12 protein-coding genes are annotated in these 16,442 nt (G+C 67.2%); all 12 read left to right on the plus strand.

The window, feature by feature from the left end:
* The first annotated feature begins 67 nt into the window (after positions 1–67).
* The 12 genes from phnD (AC57B8_RS12440) (at position 68) to mltA (ending at position 16,413) form a co-directional block, all read left to right on the plus strand.
* Complete coding sequence (phnD, locus tag AC57B8_RS12440; RefSeq protein ID WP_496479761.1) at positions 68–1,117, plus strand: phosphate/phosphite/phosphonate ABC transporter substrate-binding protein; 1,050 nt, start codon at positions 68–70, stop codon at positions 1,115–1,117.
* Entirely contained in the window at positions 1,114–2,151 is a 1,038-nt protein-coding gene (gene phnD, locus AC57B8_RS12445; protein WP_496479762.1) for a phosphate/phosphite/phosphonate ABC transporter substrate-binding protein, read from the plus strand. Before phnD (AC57B8_RS12440) ends, phnD (AC57B8_RS12445) begins: the two co-directional genes overlap by 4 nt.
* Before the next feature lie 263 nt (positions 2,152–2,414).
* Positions 2,415–2,792: a DUF2628 domain-containing protein gene (locus AC57B8_RS12450; RefSeq protein ID WP_496479763.1), complete on the plus strand. Its 378-nt coding sequence runs from the start codon at positions 2,415–2,417 to the stop codon at positions 2,790–2,792.
* Between the two features lie 113 nt (positions 2,793–2,905).
* Positions 2,906–3,091, plus strand: coding sequence for a hypothetical protein (locus AC57B8_RS12455; RefSeq protein ID WP_496479764.1), 186 nt, complete (start codon positions 2,906–2,908; stop codon positions 3,089–3,091).
* On the plus strand, positions 3,091–4,122 hold the full coding sequence (locus AC57B8_RS12460; protein ID WP_496479765.1) for a DUF6708 domain-containing protein: 1,032 nt from the start codon (positions 3,091–3,093) through the stop codon (positions 4,120–4,122). Before AC57B8_RS12455 ends, AC57B8_RS12460 begins: the two co-directional genes overlap by 1 nt.
* Positions 4,123–4,507: 385 nt before the next feature.
* The gene (locus tag AC57B8_RS12465) at positions 4,508–4,810 is read left to right on the plus strand and encodes a hypothetical protein (protein ID WP_496479766.1); all 303 of its coding nucleotides are present in this window, start codon (positions 4,508–4,510) and stop codon (positions 4,808–4,810) included.
* Positions 4,811–5,019: 209 nt separating this feature from the next.
* A complete protein-coding gene (gene tssK, locus AC57B8_RS12470) occupies positions 5,020–6,351 on the plus strand; it encodes a type VI secretion system baseplate subunit TssK (RefSeq protein ID WP_496479767.1) in 1,332 nt (443 codons plus the stop codon).
* Positions 6,352–6,475: 124 nt separating this feature from the next.
* The gene (locus AC57B8_RS12475) at positions 6,476–7,822 is read left to right on the plus strand and encodes a DotU family type VI secretion system protein (RefSeq protein WP_307587705.1); all 1,347 of its coding nucleotides are present in this window, start codon (positions 6,476–6,478) and stop codon (positions 7,820–7,822) included.
* Complete coding sequence (tssM, locus tag AC57B8_RS12480; protein WP_354347943.1) at positions 7,819–11,424, plus strand: type VI secretion system membrane subunit TssM; 3,606 nt, start codon at positions 7,819–7,821, stop codon at positions 11,422–11,424. The genes AC57B8_RS12475 and tssM overlap by 4 nt, the downstream gene beginning before the upstream one ends.
* On the plus strand, positions 11,421–12,053 hold the full coding sequence (gene tagF / locus AC57B8_RS12485) for a type VI secretion system-associated protein TagF (protein WP_496479768.1): 633 nt from the start codon (positions 11,421–11,423) through the stop codon (positions 12,051–12,053). Before tssM ends, tagF begins: the two co-directional genes overlap by 4 nt.
* An 802-nt stretch (positions 12,054–12,855) precedes the next feature.
* Entirely contained in the window at positions 12,856–14,769 is a 1,914-nt protein-coding gene (locus AC57B8_RS12490) for a protein kinase domain-containing protein (protein WP_496479769.1), read from the plus strand.
* 60 nt (positions 14,770–14,829) lie between these two features.
* A complete protein-coding gene (gene mltA, locus AC57B8_RS12495; protein WP_496479770.1) occupies positions 14,830–16,413 on the plus strand; it encodes a murein transglycosylase A in 1,584 nt (527 codons plus the stop codon).
* The last annotated feature ends 29 nt before the right edge of the window (positions 16,414–16,442 follow it).

Consider the following 16,442-nt stretch of genomic DNA (forward strand, 5'->3'; position numbering starts at 1 on the left):
TGGCGTCCGCGTCGCCCATGTTAGACCCCGCCGGCTCGCCGCGGGCCCCGTGTCTTCCGCTCCTTCCATGCACGCCTTCTTGCGTCGTTTCGGCAGTTTTCCCGGCACCGGCCGCCGTGCGGCCCTGGCGCTGGCCGTGGGGCTCTTGCTGCTGCCGCTGCTGGCTGCGGCGCAGGCGTCGGCGCCCGCCGCGGACGCGCCGGTGCGCTTCGGCATCCTGCCGCTGGGCGGTGCCTTCGAGTCGCGCAGCGACTGGGACCCGCTGCTGGCCGAACTCAGCCGCGCCATCCAGCGGCCGGTGAGCGTGCTCTCGGTCAACTCGTACGAAGCGCTGGAGCAGGCCATCCAGCGCGGCGAAGTCGACATGGCGTTCCTGTCGGGAAAGATGGCACTCGACGCCGTGAGCCAGAAGCGCATGAAGGTCATGGCCCAGGTCGTGCGCCACGACGGCCTGCCCGGCTACCGCGGGCTGCTGCTCACGCGCAAGGCGCCGCCCTTCAACACGCTGAAAAACCTCGTCGACCAGCCCGAGCGCTGGCGGCTGGCGCGCGGCGAGCGGCAGTCGGTGTCGGGCTTCATCGTGCCGCAGCTGCAGTTCTTTCTGCCGAACCACATCGTCATGGAGACGCGCTTCCTGAGCGAGGTGGTCGGCACGCACCAGGCCAACGCGCTGGCCGTGGCCAACAACGAGGCCGACGTGGCCACCAACAACTCGGCCGATTTCGAGCGCTTCAAGCTGCGCTTTCCGGCCGAGGCGCAGCGGCTGCAGGTGCTGTGGGAGTCGGAGCTGATCCCGCACGCGCAGATCGTCGTGCGCCGCGAGTACCCGCCCGAACTGCGCCTGCGCGTGCAGGCCTTCCTGGTTGCCTACGGCCGCGGCAAGGGAGCGCGCGGCGACGCCGAGCGCGTGGTGCTCAAGTCGCTGCACGACCTGGCGGGCTTCGTGGCCGCCGACAACAGCTCGCTGCTGCCCGCCGCCAAGCTGGCCTACCAGCTCGCCATGCAGAACGCGAAGACCGCGCAGTGGGTCAACGACGCGGCGCGCCAGGCGCGGCTGCAGCGGCTGGAGAGCGGCTACGCCGAGCAGCTCGCCGTGTTGAAGGACGTGAGCCCTTGAACCGCCGGACCCTGCTTGCGCTGGCCCTGTCGTCGTCGCTGATGGCGCCATGGCCGGCGGGCGCGCAGCCCGCGCCGACGCCCGCCGCCAAGGGCACGCCGGTGATCAAGGAGGTGCGCTTCGGCGTACTGCCACTGGGCGGCACCGTCGAGTCGCGCGCCTTGTGGACGCCGCTCATGGCCGACATGAGCCGCGCGCTGGGCCTGCCCGTCAGCGCGTACTCGGTGCCGTCCTACGAAGAGCTCGACCGCGCCATCGGCCGCGACGAGATCGACATGGCCTTTCTCTCCGCCAAGATGGCGCTCGACGCCGTCATGCAGCGGCGCATGAAGGTGGTGGCGCAGATCGCGCGGCGCGACGGCATGCCCGAGCACCGCGCCGTGCTGCTCGCGCGCAAGACCGGCCCGCTCAACACGCTCGAAGGCCTGCTGGCCCAGCCCGAGCGCTGGCGGCTCGCGCGCGGCGACAGCCGCTCGGTCACCGGCTTCATCGTGCCGCAGAGCCAGCTCTTTCTGCCCAACCAGATCGAGATGGAAACCCGCTTTCGCAGCGAGTTCGTCGGCACCCACCAGGCCACTGCGCTGGCCGTGGCCAACGGCGATGCCGACGTGGCCACCAACAACACCACCGACTTCGAGCGCTTCCGCCAGCAGTTCCCGGTCGAGGCCGCGCGGCTGCAGGTGATCTGGGAGTCCGAGCCACCGCCCGGCGCACCGATGGTGGTGCGCCGCGACTACCCGCCCGAGTTCCAGGCGAAGCTGCAGGCCTTCCTCGTCGGCTACGGCAAGGGCAAGGGCCCACGCGCCGACGCCGAGCGCGAGGTGCTGAAGAACCTGCGCGCGGCGTACGGCTACGTCGCGGCGGACGACAGCGCGCTGCTGCCGGAGGCCAAGCTGGAATACCAGCTGGGGCGCCAGCGCGCGTTGTCGGCGGCGTGGGTCAACGATGCGGCGCGGGAGCAGCGGCTGCAGCGGATCGAGAAGGCGTATGCGGCGCAGGTGGAGGCGCTGAAAGCGTCGAGCGCTTCGCGCTGAAGCACGGCCCGCGCAGGCCGCGCCCATGACAAATCACGCGCTTTGCGCGGGTATCTGAAGACACGTCGCGGCGGGCGACCATTGTTGTCATTGCAAACGCGTGGTGGCTTCCACACTGCGCGACCTCTTTCCGGGTGAAGGCTGTTGTCGTCGAAGGCGTTCTTGCGAACGGCTTTGTGCGGTGTGCGTTGCGCGTCGGAGAGAGGCCGGGGCGAGAGCCCGCATCCGACAACAACGATCTCTATCGGGAAGGCAGTCACGCAATGAAGACCTACAAGATATTCAAGGACCCCCTCGGCAGTGTGCAGGCCATCAAGGACGGCTGGAGCTGGCCGGGTTTTTTCTTCGGGGCGTTCTGGGCCCTTTTCCATCGCATGTGGTGGGTGGGGCTGGGGCTTATGGGCTTGGCGATGCTCATCATCCTCGGAGAAGACACCATAGGAACGGCAGCCACGGACGGGTTGCTCAACGTGCTTTCTGTCATCGTGTCGGTGGGGTTCGGTATGGGTGGGAACGCCTTGCGCGTGGGACAACAGATTCGCAGGGGCTATGAGGAGATTGCGGTGGTGCAAGCCGCCAATGTGGAGATGGCGCTGATTCAGGGGCATGCGGCAGCGGCAACGAAGCCCGGGGCGCTCTGAGAAAAATCCCACGCACGGTGAGAGAGGTGCGTGGAGTTTGACCATTGTTATCAGTGTGATCGCGAGGCGACTCGCAAACTGCGCGACCTGTTTTCCTCCCAAGGAAGTCGTCGATGCCGGGCGCGCTGTCCACGACCTGGATCATCGGACAGCTCGGTGACGACGAAATTCAAAAATGGATCAAGCGGTCGAGCTTTCGGTTGCCGCCAAAACCTGGACACCAGTCTGAGCCGCTCTATGAAAAGGTCGGTGAAGAGCTGGCGGCCCTATACATCGCTTTCAAGGTGACAGAGGAATGATGTACTGGTTCGAAAAAATCGACTATGAAGCAGCGAAAGAACTGGCCTCGGAAGAGCTTCGATTGGGGCGCAGACATACCCCTGATGAAACGATCAAAAAGGCAAAAAAGGGAGGACGCCTGCTCACTCGACAGCAACTTGAGAGCACTCAAGCCTACGATCGGCACGAACGAATCGTGGAGCGGGCAGACGACCAAGGCTTGCTGCATGCCCGAAACGACAAATGGCTTGAGGTAAGGACTTGGAGCAACGACATCCGGGGTATCACCACGTTGTTTGGGTGGGGGTGCTACTGGATGGCGTGGAGCTTTGTCGCCAGTGGATGGTTGGACGTCATTTTTCTTTACTCGACCGGGCATCGTGCGGATGGAACGGTTCTGGTTAGAACCACGACACTGGTCGCGTTGCTCAATGCCATTGGATTCACGGTGTTCGCGGCTGGCTTTACTTGGGCAATGCAGCGCTATTTTTTCCGCTACGAGTTGCTCACCCAACGCTGGATCCGCCTTCGATTCAATTGGGAAACCCAGAAGGTGTACTTGCTTCGCCCCAAGTACGCGGGTGGCTTGATGGTGTTCGACTGGTCTGATACTGACCCAAGCTTGAGCAAGAGCGCTGACGCCAATGCCGTCCTCATGCATTGGCCTCTGCTGATCTGGGGAAGTGAGACGGAGCGGGGCAAGGTCGGTGCGATGCAGTTCATCGGGCGACGGACCAGTTTCAAGACGGTGGGCGATTGGATGGCATTCTGGGAGTACATCCGTCGATACATGGAGGAGGGGCCCGATTCGGTGCCCAAACCCAAGACAGTCATTGGTTATCGGCCCAGCATCAAGGAAGCGTGGCTCAGCGTGACTCAGTGGTATCCAGCATTTCAGCAAGAAGGGTTCATCGGGAAGATCAGTGATGGCATCTCACTGCTGATCCTTCCGCTGATCGTTTTGATGTTCATCGGCAACTTCCTCGGGCAGTGCCTGACATGGCAGGCACGGTTTCCAGAGGAAATTGAAAGTGCCGCAGATGCCTCCTAGCTGCGCTCTGTCGCAGTTGCGGCTGAGTAGGGCTGCCACATCTCTTCACAGGAAGTTCAGCCGCATGCTCGCGATCCTCTGTTTTCGTTCCGCGCTTCAGGGCTTCGAAATCCGTAGGGCCTAGATTCCATGAAGATCCAGTTGGCCAACGTTGTTGCCGGCTTGGCTCAGGAGCTCATGTCGTGTTTATTCTTGAGGCTGCGTTTCAGCATGAAAAACGAAGCCGAGGTATTCATTCGGCATTGAAATACCACGCGGATGTTGCCGGGGAAACGCGACTCTATGGTCCGAAAGAGGGGGCAGCTCGGCGAGAAGAAGGCTCTCGCAAACAAACGGAAAAGAGCGGAATGAGCAGGATGCCTTCGCGCGACCGAGCTTCTCATCAATGCGCGCAGTATTCGATTTCAATGAGCATTTCATCGAACTGAGCAATCCAGGAGGGATGGCACGTTCCTTGGCGTTGATGTTGTTCGTGGTGGCAACCGTTCCTGGCATCTATCTCATCTACTTGCTTGTAGGTGACGCCTTCGGAATCCTTCTGGGCGCCTTGCAGTTGACGCGTGATCGACTGATGTCGCTGCGAAGACACAAGGCGAATGATCTTTCGCAGGGGTTCATGATGAACGAGCTCAACCTGCGTTCCGATACCGATCGGAACGTGCGGGCGGGCCCGTCGCCCCAGTTCTGAACCGGTGAGCCGACAGCGCGCTTCCTGGCCGCATCCCGCCAGTGCGCCCAGCCCATGGCCGGCCTCGCATCTACTCCCTTCGCCGTACCCCCTCCCGCCCCACCTAGGCCATTAGCTAGGCCTTAAGGCGGATTTGCCTCCCGCTCCCCGCGCCGGAAACTTCGTGTTTCTTCTTTCTTCCCGGCACCCTTGCCGTTGACGGAGTGCGGATGAGTTGGCGAACCAAAGTGGTCTGGAGCGAGGGGATGCTGTTGCAGCCTCAGCACCTGCAGCAGAGCGAGCGCCATGCCGATCATGCGCGGCATGTGCTGTTGCGCACCACCACGCCCTACGCCTGGGGATTCGCCGAAGTCGAGATCGACGCGGCGGCGCTCACGCTGGGCAAGCTGGCGCTGGTGCGGGCGGTGGGCATCTTCGGCGATGGCACGGTGTTCGACATGCCGGCGGTCGATCCGCTGCCCGAGCCTATCGACATCCCTGCGTCCATGCGCGACGAAGCCGTGGTGCTGGCGCTGCCGCTGCGCCGTGCCGGGGCGCGCGAAGCCGACGCTGAAGAGTACGAAGAGCTGGTGCGCCACCGGGTGCTGGAGTCGGACGTGCCCGACTCCAACACGGCCGGCGAGCGCACCGCGATGCTGCAGCTGGGCCAGCTCCACACGCGCCTGATACGCGCCAGCGAAGCCACCGATGCGTGGGCGACCTTGGGCGTGGCCCGCGTGGTCGAGCGCCGGGTCGACAACCAGGTGCAGCTCGACCGCGCGATGCTGCCGCCGCTGCTCGACGTGGCCGGCCATGCGGTGATCCGCGCCTGGCTCGACGAGCTGCTGGGCCTGCTGCGCCAGCGTGGCGAGGCGCTGGCGGGGCGCATGACCCAGGGCGGAACGGGCGGCGTGGCCGAGATCGCCGACTTCATGTTGCTGCAGGCGGTGAACCGCAACGAAGCCATCTTTGCGCACCTGGCCAAGAGCGCGATGCTGCACCCGCAGCATTTCTTCGAGCATGCGCTCGGGCTGGCTGGCGATCTCGCGAGCTTCCGCGACACGCGCCGCGTGACGCGCTTCGGGCCCTACATCCATGACGACCTGGCGCTGAGCTTCCGCCCGGTGATGGACGACCTGCGCCGCAGCCTGTCGATGGTGTTCGAGCAGTCGGCGATCCGCATCGACCTGCACGACCGCAAGCACGGCGTGCGCGTGGCGGTCGTGACCGACGTGGAGCTGCAGCGCAAGGCGACCTTCGTGCTCGCGGTGAGCGCGAACATGCCGAGCGAGGCATTGCGCGCGCGCTTCCCCACGCAGGTGAAGATCGGCCCGGTCGAGCGCATCCGCGACCTTGTGAACCTCGCGCTGCCGGGCGTCACGCTGACGCCGATGCCGGTGGCGCCGCGCCAGATTCCCTTCCACACGGGCGCCAATTACTTCGAACTCGAAACGCGCAACAGCGACCTGTGGCGCCAGCTCGAGCAATCGGGCGGCATCGCGATGCACATCGCGGGCGATTTCCCCGGCCTCGACCTCGCGTTCTGGGCCATCAGATCATGACCACCCCCAGGCTTCGCGCACTTCGTGTCGCTTCGCCAACCCCCTCGCCGGGGGCGACACCTGCGGCCCGGCAAAGCCGGTTCCGCGGCGTCTCCCGAAGGGACGTCACCTGCGTGGAGTTCTCATGAGTACCCCTCCCGACCCCTTTGCCGCCTTCGAGTCCGAGCGCACGGTCATCAAGCCCAAGCCGCGCACGCCGGGCGGCACGCCGCCGGCTGCTGCACCCGCGCCGTTCTTCGGCGGCGCCGATCCGACGCCCGTGGCCGAGGTGGGTGAGATCGGCCTGCTCAATCCGCTGGTGTCGGCGGCCGGCAAGCTGCTGGTGCTGATCGGCAAGCTGCGCAACCTCGCGCAGCCGCCCAACGTGCCGGCGCTGCGCGCGTCCACCGCCGACGCGGTGAACCAGTTCGATGCCGCGGCGCGCCGCGCGGGAGTGGGCAATGAGTCGGTGCTGGCCGCGCGCTATGTGCTGTGCACCGCGCTCGACGAGGCCGTGGCCAACACACCCTGGGGCGTGCAGGCCGGCTGGAACAAGCAGAGCCTGCTGGTGCAGTTCCACAACGAGACTTGGGGCGGCGAGAAGGTGTTCCAGCTGCTGGCCAAGCTCGCGCAGGACGTGCCCACGCACCGCCAGCTGCTGGAGCTGATCTACAGCGTGCTCGCGCTCGGCTTCGAAGGCCGCTACCGCGTGGTCGACAACGGCCGTGCGCAGCTCGACTCGGTGCGCCAGCGCCTGGCCGACCTGATCGCGAAAGACCGCCCGCCGGTCGAGCCCGAGCTGTCGCCGCACTGGCGCGGGCAGGGCGCGGGCACGGTGCGGCTGCGCGAGTCGCTGCCGTTGTGGGTGTTCGCGGCCGGCTTCGCGCTGCTGCTGGCGCTGGCGTGGTTCGGCCTGCGGCTCACGCTCAACCACCGCTCCGACACCACCTACGCGGCCGTGTCGAGCCTGCGCGTGCCCAACATCCAGATCGCGCCGCCCGCCGCGCCGGCCAAGTCGCCGCGGCTCGCGCGTTTTCTCGAGCCTGAGATCAAGCAGGGCCTGGTCACCGTGACCGACGAGGCCGACCGCAGCGTGGTGCGGCTGCGCGGCGATTCGTTCTTCGGTTCGGGCAGCGCCGAGCCCATGGCTGCCTCGCTGCCGGTGCTGCGCCGCATCGGCCAGGCACTGGCCGAGGTGAAGGGCGAGGTGCTCATCACCGGCCACTCCGACAACCAGCCGATCCGCTCGCTGCGCTACCCGTCGAACTGGCACCTGTCGGCCGCGCGCGCCGATGCGGTGAAGGGCGCGCTCTCCACGCTGGTCGAGCCCGCGCGCATGCGCTCCGACGGCAAGGCCGACGCCGAGCCCGTGGTGGCCAACGACACGCCGGCCAACCGCGCGCGCAACCGCCGCGTCGACATCGTGCTGCTGACCGAACCCGAGCGCCTCGCTGCTGCACCGGCTGCTCCCGTTCCAGGAGCGACGAAATGATCAAGAAAATCTTCGGCTTCCTGTTCAGCCCGCTGCTGCTGACGCTGCTCGCGCTGATCGTCGTCGCGCTGCTGATCTGGTGGATCGGCCCGCTGGTGAAGATCGGTTCGCTCGCGCCGCTCGAAGGCGAGATGACACGCGCCATCGTCATCGGCGTGATCGTGCTCATCGTCGTGCTGCGCGCGCTGTACCGCCGCTGGCGCGCGCGCCGTGCGAGCCAGCACCTGACCGACGGCCTCATGAAGGCGCCGGCCGCCGCCAAGGCCGGCGCGCCGGTCGACGGCGAACAGAAGATCCTCGACACGCGCTTCAGCGAAGCCGTCGCCACGCTCAAGCAGATGCGCCTGCATGCCGCCGGCAAGAAGCCGGGCTGGCGCGACTGGCTGTCGATCTCGGGCGGCAGCTACCTGTACGACCTGCCGTGGTACGTCTTCATCGGCGCTCCGGGCGCGGGCAAGACCACGGCGCTCGTCAATTCGGGCCTCTCGTTCCCGCTGGCCGAGAAGTTCGGCCCCGGCGCGATCCGCGGCGTGGGCGGCACGCGCAACTGCGACTGGTGGTTCACCGACGAGGCCGTGCTCATCGACACGGCCGGTCGCTACACCACGCAGGACAGCCACCAGTCGGAAGACAAGAGCGCATGGGAAGGCTTCCTGGGCCTGCTGAAGAAGGCGCGCCCGCGTCGCCCGCTCAACGGCGTGTTCCTCACCGTGAGCGTGGGCGACCTGCTGAGCCAGGGCCCCGAGGCGCGCACGCAGCTCGCGGCCTCGATCCGTGCGCGGCTGCTCGAACTCGACAGCAAGCTCACCACGCGCCTGCCGGTGTACGTGCTCGTCACCAAGAGCGACCTGCTCTACGGCTTCACCGACTACTTCGACGACCTCGGCAAGGAGCAGCGCGCGCAGGTCTTCGGCTTCACGTTGCCGGCGGACGAGAACGTGCAGGGCGAAGAGAAGGCCCTGTCGACCGCCTTCAACCGCGAGTTCGGCCTGCTGCACAACCGCATCAACGACGGCCTCATCGCGCGCATGCAGCGCGAGACCGACGGCACGCGCCGCGCGGCGATCTTCGGTTTTCCGGCGCAGTTCGGTTCGGTCGGCCCGCTGCTCTCCGATCTGCTCGAACAGGTGTTCACCGGCTCGCGCTTTGCGCAACCGCCGTGGGTGCGCGGTGTGTACTTCACCAGCGGCACGCAGGAGGGCAGCCCGATCGACCGCGTGATGGGCAGCCTGGCGCGCAGCTTCGGCATCGAGCGCGCCATGCTCGCGCCGCAGAAGTCGAGCGGACGCAGCTACTTCCTCACCGCGCTGCTGCGCGAGGTGGTGTTCCCCGAGCAGCGCCTGGCGGGCGCCGACGTGAAGCTGGAGCGCCGCCGCAACACGCTGCGCCTGGCGGGTGTGGCCGCGATGACGCTGCTCACCGTCGGCCTGCTCGCGGCCTGGGGCTACAGCACCTGGCAGAACAACAACTACCTGAAGTCGGTCGAGGCCCGCGTCGAGCCCGCGCAGAAAACCTTGGCCGCACTGCCGACGCGCGTGCAGAACCTGGTCGAGGTCGCGCCCGTGCTGCAGGGCCTGCGCGACATCTGGAAGACGCCCGACAACCGCCAGGGCGACGAGCCGCTGTCGATGACGCTGGGCCTGTACCAGGGCGACAAGCTCGACGCCGCCGCCATGCTCACGCACCAGCGCGCGCTCAACGACGCCTTCCTGCCGCAGATCGCCAAGCGCATCGAGGACCAGCTGCGCACCGCGCAGAAGGACAACCTCGAGTTCACCTACGAGGCCCTCAAGAGCTACCTCATGCTCTACCAGCCCGAGCGCTTCGACCCCGAGGCGCTGAAGGCCTGGATCACGCTCGACTGGGCGCGCAACCTCGATCGCGGCATTCCCGAAGACCAGCGCAAGGCGCTCGAAGACCAGCTCGACGTGCTCATCGCCCAGGGCCCGCCGCGCTCGCCGCTGAAGATGGACGAGAACCTGGTGCGCAGCGTGCGCGCCGTGCTCGCGAGCTACCCGCTGGAGCAGCGCGTGTTCAGCCGCCTGAAGCGCCAGCGCGCCACCAAGGACATCCCGGGCTTCAGCGTGGCGCAGGCCACCGGCCCGTCGGGCCCGCTGGTGTTCGAGCGCATCAGCGGCAAGCCGCTGAGCGAGGGCGTGCCGGGCATGTTCACCTACGACGGGTACCACAAGCGCTTCCAGAACGAGGTCGTGGTGCTCACCGGTTTGCTCGCCGCCGAAGACCCGTGGGTGCTCGGGCAGGACCGCAACGCCAGCGAGCGCCTGCGCGACGCAGCGGCGCTCGGCGCGCTCACCGACCGCGTGCGACGCCTGTACCTCGAGGAGTACGTCAAGCAGTGGGAGGCGCTGCTGGCCGACGTGCGGCTGATCCGCGTCAGCGGTCTGGAGAAGAACATCGAGACCGCGCGGATTCTCTCGGGTGTCGATTCGCCGCTCGCGAACTTCCTGCGTGCGGTGGTCAAGCAGACCACGCTGATTCCCGCGGCCGATGCCAACAAGGACGTGGTCAGCAAGGCCACCGAGACCGTGCGCAACACGCGCAAGGGCCTGGAAGACCTGTTCGGCAGCGACCCCGGCAAGCAGGTGGCGCCGGGCAAGCGCATCGAGAGCATCGTGGACGACCGCTTCGAGTCGCTGCGCCGCCTCGTCACCGCGGGTGGCCCGAACCAGCCGGCGCCGATCGACGATGCGCTCAAGCTCTTCAACGAGGTGTACGTGTACCTCAACGCCGTCGACACGGCCGTGAAGGGCCGCACCTCGCCGCCGCCGGGCGACGTGGCCGGCAAGCTCAAGTCGGACGCGGGCCGCCTGCCCGAGCCGGTGCGCAGCATGATCGAGAACCTGAGCCAGACCGGCGCTGCGCAGGCGCAGGTGGCCGAGCGCGGCAACCTGAGCCAGGACCTGCGCCCCGTGACCGAGTTCTGCAACCGCGCCATCGCGGGCCGCTACCCGTTCGTGCAAAGCAGCAAGCGCGACGTGCTGCCCGAAGACTTCGGCCAGATGTTCGGCGCCGGCGGCCTGATGGACGACTTCTTCCAGAAGCGCCTGGCCGCGCTCGTCGACACCAGCACCCGGCCGTGGCGCTACAAGCCCGTGGCCGAGCGCGGCGCGATCACCACGCAAGCGCTGGCGCAGTTCGAACGTGCGGCGCGCATCAAGGACATCTTCTTCCGCGGCGGCGGTCGCGGGCCGTCGATGCGGTTGGACTTCAAGCCGGTGGAGATGGACGCGGGCATCACGCAGTTCATCCTGGACGTGGACGGGCAGCTGGTGAAGTACGCGCATGGGCCGGTGGTGCCGATGGCGGTGCAGTGGCCGGGGCCGAAGGGGAGCAACCAGGTGCGCGTTCAAGTCAGTCCGCCGTCGACGACGGGGAGTTCGGGGTCGGCGATGGATGGGCCTTGGGCTTTGTTCCGTACTCTGGATGACGGGCAGCTGGAAGCGGGGGATGCGCCGGAGAAGTTCTTCATTACCTTCCAGGTGGGGGCGCGGAAGACGCGATTCGAGGTGACGACGAACAGCGTGCAGCATCCGATTCGGTTGAAGGAGTTGCGGGAGTTTTCTTGTCCGGAGGGGTTGTGAGTCTGGCCTCTTCTTCTCTCTTTGTTTCCGACGAACTTCCCGGCTGGTTTGGGAAGTTGCCGGGGATGGGGGACTTTGCGCATCGGCGGTTGCCGGAGGCGTTTCGCTCTGTCTGGGACCCGTGGTTGCAGCGCGGGTTGGCACGGTTGCGGGATCGGCATGCGGATTGGACTGCTCATTACCTGGAGGCGCCTGTGTGGTGCTTTGCGCTGGGGGCGCAGGTGGTGGGGGAGCGGGGGTGGATGGGGGTGTTGATGCCTTCGGTGGATGGGGTGGGGCGGTACTTTCCGTTCACTCTCGCCGTTGAATTGGATGAAGGCGTACCTGGTGCGCTGCATGGAGAGGCGCTTGTTGCTGCGCTTCGGTGGTGGGCGTTGGGGACGCAGGCTGTGCTGGAAGGGCTTGAAGGGGATTTGGATGCGCTGCGGTTTGATGCGGTGCTGAGTCAGTTGTTTGTGACTTCTGCTGCCGATGAGGCCGCTGTTGAGGGCCGATCGCTCGAGCTGCCTTTGGCTGGAACCTCGCTTTGGATGGAGACGCCTGGTTTGGAAGGCGGGGTTCGGATGTTGGCTACTGGGCTTCCTCGGGATTTGCAGTTCGAGGCTTTGTTTCTTGGGGGTGGGGAATGAGTGCCCTGCTTTCTTTTGCTTCCCGAGGCCGGGAGTTCCGCCCGGCGGCGGACTTACTTTCTTTTGCTTCGCCAAAAGAAAGTAAGCAAAGAAAAGGCGACCCCACTGTCTGCGACCCCTTCGCTTCGCTACGGGGCAACCTGCGGTGCTCGCGTTTCGCGGGGTCTCGCAGAACTCGCTTCGCTCAAACAGCTGCGAGCCCTGATCCGCGAAACGCTGCGCTCCTCGGCGCAGCCAGAGGGGATTTGGACACCGGACGGGCCTTCGCTTCGCTCGGCCCCGGAACTTCCAGCGGCCGGATGCCACGGGGTTGCTCGCACTCGCACTCGCACTCGCACTCGCACTCGCACTCGCACTCGCACTCGCACTCGCACTCGCACTCGCACTCGTACTCGTACTCGTACTCGTACGTGTACATGTGCCTGCACCTGCGCCAGCGCCCTGTCCAGTTCAACGTCACGCCCCATGCGAGCAGCAGCAGGCGCGAAGCGCCTGCTGCTGCTCACTGGCCGAGCGAAGCAAAGGCCCGTTGGTATCCAAACCCCTTCTGTATGCGCCGAGGAGCGGAGCGTTTCGCGGATAAGGGCTCGCAGCTGTTTGAGCGAAGCGAGTTCTGCGAGACCCCGCGAAACGTGAGCACCGCAGGTTGCCCGCAGCGAAGCGGAGGGACGCAGACAGCAGGGTCGCCTTTCTTTTGCCTACGTTTCTTTGGCGAAGCAAAGAAAAGTAGGTCGGCCGCCGGGCCGAGACCCGGCCCCGGAAAGCAATCCCCAAACGGCGTTCGCCCAGCAGGAGCAGGTCAATGACCGACAACGCCCCTCCCCCGGAAGACGACCGCACCCGAGTCGTCTCCCGCCCCGTGCCATCCACCAGCGAAGCTGACACAGGCGCCACAGTCATCACCGGCGGTGGTTTCACCACGGCTTCGGGCGTCCCCGTCACCAGCCCAGCAACCGCAACCCACGACGCAGGCCTACTCCCCGTAGGCAGCCGCCTCGCCGAATTCGAAGTCACCCGAGTCGTAGGCCAGGGCGGATTCGGCGTCGTCTACGAGGCCTGGGACCACACCCTCGAACGCGTAGTAGCCATCAAGGAATACCTGCCGACATCGCTATCCACAAGACAGCAAGACGGCACCGTAGTCCCCCTCTCAGAACGCCACAGAGAAACCTTCGACCTAGGCATGCGCAGCTTCATCAACGAAGCCCGCCTCCTCGCCCAGTTCGACCACCCCTCGCTCCTCAAGGTCTACCGCTTCTGGCAAGAAAAGGGCACCACCTACATGGTCATGCCCTTCTACAAGGGCGACACCTTGCGCGAGGCCCTGGTAGCGATCCCCGCAGGCGTCGACGAAGCCTGGCTCACCCGCATCATGGACGGCGTCACGCAAGCCCTCGCCGTGATGCACAACGCCCACTGCTACCACCGCGACATCGCCCCCGACAACATCATCCTGCTCGAAGGCTCCGGTCGCCCCGTGGTGCTCGACTTCGGCGCCGCGCGCCGCGTGATCACCGACAAGACGCAGGCGATCACCGTCATCCTCAAGCCCGGCTACGCGCCCATCGAGCAGTACGCCGAGATGCCCGACATGTCGCAGGGCGCGTGGACCGACGTCTACGCGCTCGCCGCCGTGATGCACGTCGCCGTGTGCGGGCGCGCGCCGCCGCCCTCGGTGGCACGGCTGCTGTCCGACAGCTACGTGCCGCTGGCCGGCAACGACATCCTGCGCCAGCGCTACAGCGACCGGCTGCTCGCGGCGATCGATGCGGGCCTGGGCGTGCGGCCCGAGGCGCGGCCGCAGTCGATGGCGGAGCTGCGCGCGGCATTGGGTCTCGAAGTCGGCCACAGCATCGCGCCCACACCGCGCACCGTGCCACCGTCGGGTGCGCGAAGCAGTCAGTCGGGTGCCGATGCACCGACCGTGATCGGCACGGCCCACATGCCGAAGCCGATCGCCGCCAAGGCGCCTGTTGCTGACAACAGCAAGGGCGGCGGCAGCAACAAGGCCGTCCTCGGCGCAGTCGCCGCCGCCGTGCTGATCGTTGCAGCAGGCGGCGGATGGTGGTTCCTCGGCCGCTCGGGCGGCGAAGGCGATGCGGGCAAGACGGCGCAAACCGCCACGCCCGCGCCACCCCCCGACACCCCCACCCAGGTCGCCGAAGCCCCACCACCGCCGCCACCGCCGCCACCGCCGAAGCCACGCACCCCCGCCGAATCCCTGCAATCCCTCGCCGCCGGCGCCGCCCCGGGCTTCGAAGTCACGGCCACGCCGAAGAAGGCCGAGGTCGCCATCGGCAAGGACAAGCTGGCCTTCGAGGTGCGCAGCAAGCGCGACGGCTTCGTCTACGTGTTCCTGCTGTCCAGCGGCGGCGAGATGTTCCTGCTGTTCCCGAACCTGCTCGACAAGTACAACAAGATCACCGCCAACGCCGCGCTCGCGCTGCCGCGCGCCTCCTGGCCGATGGACGCCGGCGGGCCGGCCGGCACCAACCAGTTCGCGGTGCTCGTGAGCGAGCACGAGCGCGACTTCGGCGCCTCGGGCGTGCAGAACGAAGGCGTGTTCCCGCAGTTCCCGCTGCCGGTGCTCGCGGCACTCGAAGCCACACGCGGCACCGGGCCGTCGCCGCTGTTGGGCAAACCGGTGTGCGCGCCGGGCGCCCCGCCGTGCAACGACGTCTATGGCGTCGCGAATTTCAAAATCGTCGAGAAGTAATCGTCTGTAGAGCGTCGGCCGCCTTCGGCCCCCATTCCACGACCCGACCAGGAGACTTTCATGCACACGTCACCGTCGCCGCACTTCGCGCTTCCCCTTTGCCGAACGGCCGCCGTGGTCGCGCTGGTGCTGCTGGCCGCCTGCGCCAACACGCCGCCGACCGCCACGGGCACGGCCACCACCGCGCCCACCACGGCCGACTCCGCGACCGCACCGGCCCGCCCCACCGGCGGCAGCGTGGCGGGGCAGGCGCGCACCTTCTCGACCCAGCTCGCCACCTACACCTCGGTCGGCTTCGACGCCGTGCCGGGCTGGGCGCGCGACGACTTCTCGGAAAGCTGGCCGGCGTTTCTCGGCAGCTGCAAGGTGCTCAACGGCCGCGGCGCCGAATGGAAAGAGGTGTGCGAGCGCGCGCTGAAGGTCGACGGCAAGAGCACGCAGGCCATTCGCGGCTTCTTCGAGAGTGAGTTCTCGGCCTACCAGATCCGCGACGACGACCGCAAGCCCGATGGCGTGGTCACCGGCTACTTCGAGCCCGAGATCGCGGGCAGTCGCACCTACGTCGCGCCGTTCATCTACCCGGTCTACGGCCAGCCCGAGGACATGCTGTTCGTCGATGCGCGCAAGCTCCCGGCCGGCAGCGGCACGGTGGCCGCGAAGGTCGAGGGCCGCAACGTGATCGTGCAAAGCGGCCTGAGCACGCGCGACATGGGCGCACCGGGCCTGTACGCGCTCGACCTTTCCGCCATCACCCGCGACACGCTCGACCGCAAGGTGCGCCTGCGCATCGACGGCAAGCGCCTGCTGCCGTACTACACGCGCGAAGAGATCGAGACCAAGGGCGCGCCCAACGCCAAGGTGCTGGCCTTCGTGAGCAGCGCCACGGCGCTGTACGAGATGCAGATCCAGGGCTCGGGCCGCATCAAGCTGCCCAGCGGCGAGGTGGTGCGCGTGGCCTACGCCGAGCAGAACGGCCAGCCCTTCCGCCCGACCATCGCGCAGGCCGCCAACGGCAAGCCGCGCAGCGCGGTCAAGGTGCGCGGCGGCTCGCTCGAGCTGACGCTGGACGACGGCGACGACGAAGACACGGGCGCCATCGACAACAGCGTGATCCGCACGCGCGGCTTCACGCTGGCGCGGCCCACGGCCAGCGGCGCGGTGGTGGTGCCGGGCCGTCGCACGGCCGGCGCGGTGACCGGCTCCGGCATCAAGGACCCGAGCTACGTGTTCTTCAAGGAATCGACCTCGCCCGCGGGCGGTCCGGTGGGCGCCTTCGGCGTGCCGTTGTCGGCCGGCCGCTCGATCGCGGTCGATCCGCGCAGCACGCCGCTGGGCTACCCGGTGTTCGTGTCGACGCGCACGCCCGGCAGCGGCGCGCCCATGCAGCGCCTGACCATCGCGCAGGACACCGGCGGCGCCATCCGCGGCGCGGTGCGGGCCGACTACTTCTTCGGCAACGGCCAGCAGGCCGCCACCAACGCGCGCCGCATGAAGGAGCGCGGGCAGCTGTGGATTCTTCTGCCGCGCGGCCTGGCCGTGGCGCAGGCGGCGGTGTCGGGTGCGATCCGCACGCGCGGCGGCCCGGTCGGCGCCAATCTTCCGCAGTGCCTCGTGCCCACGGAAGGCGTCTGCGTCGACGACTGACCTCTTTTCTTTCGACCCCTTGGCCCTTC

This window comes from Variovorax sp. BGA-UO-ETr-C22 (genome assembly GCF_059567965.1).